This is a genomic window from Nostoc cf. edaphicum LEGE 07299 (assembly GCF_015207245.1).
GTDB lineage: Bacteria > Cyanobacteriota > Cyanobacteriia > Cyanobacteriales > Nostocaceae > Nostoc > Nostoc edaphicum_B.
In genome coordinates this window covers 1-4316 of the sequence record NZ_JADEXF010000482.1, presented here as the reverse complement: position 1 = coordinate 4316, position 4316 = coordinate 1, and the positions used below count along the sequence as shown (strand labels likewise).

At 41.2% G+C, this 4316-nt stretch carries 6 protein-coding genes; 1 reads left to right on the top strand and 5 read right to left on the bottom strand.

Going from position 1 to position 4316, the window contains the following annotated elements; translation table 11 throughout:
• Window positions 1-244 precede the first annotated feature (244 nt).
• The gene (gene cobS / locus IQ229_RS15245) at window positions 245-1018 is read left to right on the top strand and encodes an adenosylcobinamide-GDP ribazoletransferase (protein ID WP_194045006.1); all 774 of its coding nucleotides are present in this window, start codon (window positions 245-247) and stop codon (window positions 1016-1018) included.
• Window positions 1019-1143: 125 nt separating this feature from the next.
• On the opposite strand, the gene IQ229_RS15240 is transcribed toward cobS, so the two are convergent.
• The 5 genes from IQ229_RS15240 to IQ229_RS24715 all read right to left on the bottom strand — a co-directional run bounded on the left by IQ229_RS15240 (window position 1144) and on the right by IQ229_RS24715 (window position 3832).
• Window positions 1144-1599 carry a PPC domain-containing protein gene (locus IQ229_RS15240; RefSeq protein ID WP_194045004.1) on the bottom strand — a complete coding sequence of 152 codons (456 nt, stop codon included), beginning with the start codon at window positions 1597-1599 and terminating at the stop codon, window positions 1144-1146.
• An 86-nt stretch (window positions 1600-1685) separates the two neighbouring features.
• Complete coding sequence (locus tag IQ229_RS15235) at window positions 1686-2363, bottom strand: ComF family protein (RefSeq protein WP_194045002.1); 678 nt, start codon at window positions 2361-2363, stop codon at window positions 1686-1688.
• 47 nt (window positions 2364-2410) lie between these two features.
• Window positions 2411-2899: a GNAT family N-acetyltransferase gene (locus tag IQ229_RS15230; protein ID WP_194045000.1), complete on the bottom strand. Its 489-nt coding sequence runs from the start codon at window positions 2897-2899 to the stop codon at window positions 2411-2413.
• Between the two features lie 237 nt (window positions 2900-3136).
• Complete coding sequence (locus IQ229_RS24720; protein ID WP_322743996.1) at window positions 3137-3421, bottom strand: hypothetical protein; 285 nt, start codon at window positions 3419-3421, stop codon at window positions 3137-3139.
• A gap of 42 nt (window positions 3422-3463) precedes the next feature.
• On the bottom strand, window positions 3464-3832 hold the full coding sequence (locus tag IQ229_RS24715; RefSeq protein WP_322743995.1) for a calcium-binding protein: 369 nt from the start codon (window positions 3830-3832) through the stop codon (window positions 3464-3466).
• Window positions 3833-4316: the final 484 nt, after the last annotated feature.

Sequence of the window (4316 nt, the reverse complement as noted above, 5' to 3'; positions counted from 1 at the left end):
GTTTTTAGTTAAATACAAGACACAAATTTTGCTCCTTGATGGAATTTTTACTTCCTAAGTTACTCATTTTTGTATAAAAAGTAACATAAGTTATTCATTTACCACTTAGACCAGCATAACAAAATTTTCAACGAGAATGTTTAATAGAAGTAAATCTTATTTAAAGTTTTAAAGTCTACTGATGTCGGTTGTACCGAAATTATGACTATTATCCAGCAATTTACCAAAAATTAATGTAATTCAGATGACGAAACAGCAACAGTGGTGGAAAAAGCTGCTGTTAAAGCTGGCGGCTGGTATCATATTTTACAGTAGTATTCCACTGCCGTATTTAAACGGATTGGACTTTAGGGGAGTAGCACATCTTGCTTCCCTTGTAGGATTGATAATCGGGGGAATTTTAGGGTTTCTGGATACAGGGATGGATTATCTGGGGATGCCCGTGTTAACTCGTAGTGCTTTGGTAGTAAGTGTTTGGATTGCCATAACTGGAGGATTACACTTAGATGGGGCAATGGATACTGCCGATGGTTTAGCAGTAGGCGACCCAGATCGGCGATTGGAGGTGATGGCAGATAGTGCTACAGGAGCCTTTGGAGCAATGGCTGCGATCGCCTTGGTGATACTGAAAATAACAGCTTTGACGGATATGCCAGAAAACCGTTGGTTATTGCTGATGGCTGCTTGTGGCTGGGGACGTTGGGGACAACAATTAGCGATCGCGCGATATCCTTATCTGAAAGCAACTGGTAAAGGCGCATTTCACAAACAAGCCATTCGCTCTTACAAAGATTTGTTACCGGGATTGTTGTTGTTGTTTAGTTTGAGTGGTTTACTTTGGCTCATAGATAAACAACAGCTATTTCTCGCACTGACAATGATAGTTGTTGGAAGTGCGATCGCCACTTTAACTGGTGCATGGTTCAACCATAAACTAGGCGGACATACAGGAGATACCTACGGCGCAGTCGTTGAGTGGACTGAAGCCTTATTTCTCTGTGTATTGACCGCTTTTTAAGAAAGGGAGCAGAGGAGCAGAGGAGCAGAGGAGAAGTACCAGTAGCAGTAAGTCTTTCCCATGCCCAATGCCCAATGCCCAATGACAAATGACAAATGACAAATGACAAATGACAAATGACTACTTCATTTAATCGGTTGCAACTTTGTCACTTTGAGTTTAAAAGTCCCAACTCCAGTTTCCCCAAAAGACCGGACACGAATAACATAACTCCCTGTCTCCACGATGCGAGTAAAGAGTAAGGAATTGCTACTACCATCAGGGCCATCATCATTTTCTGCTAGAGTCGAACCATCAGGTGCCAGCAGTGTGATGATGCTGTCAAAGTTTTCCGATGACAGGTCAACTGCTAAATTATCGCCCTTCTGCAACCTCACAGTGTAATCACGCGCAAACCCACCTTGACCTGTGGGAATATCTTTGTCGGACAGGCTATCGGAAAGTTCAGTACTGTTAGATAAAGGTATTGGACTATACAATTTATTTTGAGCAACAGCTGCATTTGTACTAATGCCTATTGCCAGCAATGTGGCAGGAATGATGATGAGTTGTTTTAAACCTGCCGCCAAAACTTTATTCATACATTTCAAGCAATTTTTCTACAAAAATAGGGTAATTCGGTCAATTTATACACTTATCTGTCAAAGCTTGCCTATTGCTTCTTAATTTATCCGTCTTTGACGGCAGTGGCTACAGCAACTAATCCTAAGACCACAATTCCATACTGACGAAGTGTTTGCACAGCAGACCTGGCAGTAGCACCAGTAGTATAAATGTCGTCCACTAACAGCACTGGGACATTTGGAGGACGATGGCGAAATTCTTGCCCAATAGCAAAAGCTTGGTTCAAGTTTTTTTCTCGTTTAGATACCGACAAACCAAACTGCGCTTCAGTTTCTCGCACTCTTGCTAAACCGTTTAGTTTCAATTTTAATCCAGTTATTTCGCAGAAACTTTGTGCTATCAGTGCGGCTTGATTGTATTTACGTTGTTTTTGTTTGCTAGCGTGAAGTGGGATAGGAACTACTATAGGCTGGCTATCTCGCTTCGGTGAATTTAACAACCATGCTTCCCCTAACCATTGACCCAAAGGACGAGCTATTTGGGGTTGATTTTCATATTTCATCGCTGCGATCGCTCGTTTCACTGGGCCACCATATTCCCCCCAGCCAAACACTGGTATAGGCTCTTGCCATAGAGAAATCGGGTCTTTACGTTGACATTTTTGCAGTTGTCTGGTGCAGTTCTGACAGAATTCTTGGGAAGTTGCGCGTTGGCATAGAGGGCAATGGGATTGGAGAAAAAGATTGAGTAAGCCTGTGAGATTTTTAATCCAAGGGTGCATTTAGAATTGTCCTTTGTCCTTTGTCCTTTGTCATTAGTCATTAGTCATTAGTCTTTGACCAATGACTTAACATACACGCGATCGCACCTTGTTGTTTCTACTCCTGTTGCTGGAGTGTAGCCATTGCTTTCATACAGCTTGACTGCTTCCACCAAAACGCTGGCGGTTTCAATCCAAATTTGCTGAAAACCACGCTTTGCGATCGCTGCTTCTAGCTGTTGTAACAAATATTTCCCTAATCCCAAACCCCTGATGCTGGGTAAAAGATACATTTTGCGGATTTCTACAGCCTTTTCACCCCGGTGTATGGGGTAGTATGCTCCAGTACCTACTAACTGACTTTGGTGTTCAATTACCCAAAACTCTCCCCCAGTAGCTAAATAACATTCCTCTACTCGCAGCACATCTTGGTCAGCACCCTTGGGTTCCCAAGCCAGACCGTATTCTGATAACACATAACTGATGACTTCAGCGGCTCTTGTGCGATCGCTTTTCACCCAATCACGAATTAAAAAATCTTGATAATAGTTTTTCATTACCATTTGCTGGTCAAGTTTACACAGAAAAATTTTCCGCATCTATATCCCAATTTACTCAGCAAATAGCTTTTTTGGCAGAGTCCATTTCAGGCTGTACTCTCAAGGCGTGAATTATGTCAGTGCTGAGAAAAGTCATCTTTAACAAAGAAATCGGCTCTACATCTACTTACATTATCAATGCACAACAAGGTATATTTTTGCCAACCATTACTGATTGACAAATTGTTTATGGCCTTAAATTAGATTTATTACATCAGCAGCTACATAAGCAGCAATGAGAGTATCGTTGCCCAAACCACCCCTCAAAAAATCATTACCACTTTTACCGTCGATGCGGTCATTACCCCCCTGACCATTAATCACATCATTTGAGTGGTCAAAGCCGCTGACATTGTTGGATAGGTCGTTAAGGAATGTGGCTGTGTTTTTGTTGAAGATTGTGTTTTGGGTGGAGTTGGCATTGAAGACATCAAAGCTGTCTGTGATGCTAGTTTGTCCATCAAATAAGATATTGCCCAACCCGACAGTGGCTCCAGTAGATTTGCTCAGGTTTTCCAGGTTTTACAGGGCAAAGTTTTCCAAGATAACTTTGCCAAACACCCCATCAAAGGTAATTTCCAGATTGCTGCCGTTTTGAGTGAGCAACATATTTTGGGCACTCAAGCCAGCACCTTGAAATTTGATGGTATCTACTTTCGTAATGACAGATGCTGTCGGGTTTGTTCCTTTACCTACACCACTGAAATCGGTGATGGTATCAGTGTTGTAATAGTTGTTGTAAACAAATAGATCCTTACCACCTCCACCAGTCACGGTGTTATCGCCTTCGTTAGCTGTAATGGTATCGTTACCTGCTTTACCGTTTATCGTATCCGCTAACTCACTGCCCACTAGGGTGTCATTACCGATGGTTCCAATGATATTTGCCATAAGTTTTACTTACCTAAATCGATTTTTTCAGTAACTTCAGTTCTCCAGTTGCTATTTGTGCTGTTCGAAAGCACAAATAACTGGGTTCAAGATTGACTTTTTCGGCATACTTTATCCATTACCCTTGAAGAAGAGTAATATTTCTCGAAGATTCACCATTTGATTGACTTGTACGTAGCACTGAATTTAACTATCTCAAACTATCTATAGGACTCCTATTTGATTTTTGAACAAGATTCAGTACACATCTATACCCTTCTTTTCTGTTCCCTATTTCCTGTTCCCTGTTCCCTACCTACGCAGATAATTTCAGGAATCAAATCGGATTACTATAAGTCGAATGGCACTTTCTTTAACTTCTCATCTTTGTGGTAGGTTAGTTCGCAAAGTGGTGTATTGAAGAGTTTTTTGAGTTATTTAATTAATAGTAAATAATATTGGTTTCTCTATTGGCGAGTTGCAAAATACCTCAAGTCTTTGTGTA

Coding starts and splice junctions, on each gene's coding strand:
- cobS (WP_194045006.1), top strand. CDS start 245: ATGACGAAACAGCAACAGTGGTGGAAAAAGCTGCTGTTAAAGCTGGCG.
- IQ229_RS15240 (WP_194045004.1), bottom strand. CDS start 1,599: ATGAATAAAGTTTTGGCGGCAGGTTTAAAACAACTCATCATCATTCCT.
- IQ229_RS15235 (WP_194045002.1), bottom strand. CDS start 2,363: ATGCACCCTTGGATTAAAAATCTCACAGGCTTACTCAATCTTTTTCTC.
- IQ229_RS15230 (WP_194045000.1), bottom strand. CDS start 2,899: ATGAAAAACTATTATCAAGATTTTTTAATTCGTGATTGGGTGAAAAGC.
- IQ229_RS24715 (WP_322743995.1), bottom strand. CDS start 3,832: ATGGCAAATATCATTGGAACCATCGGTAATGACACCCTAGTGGGCAGT.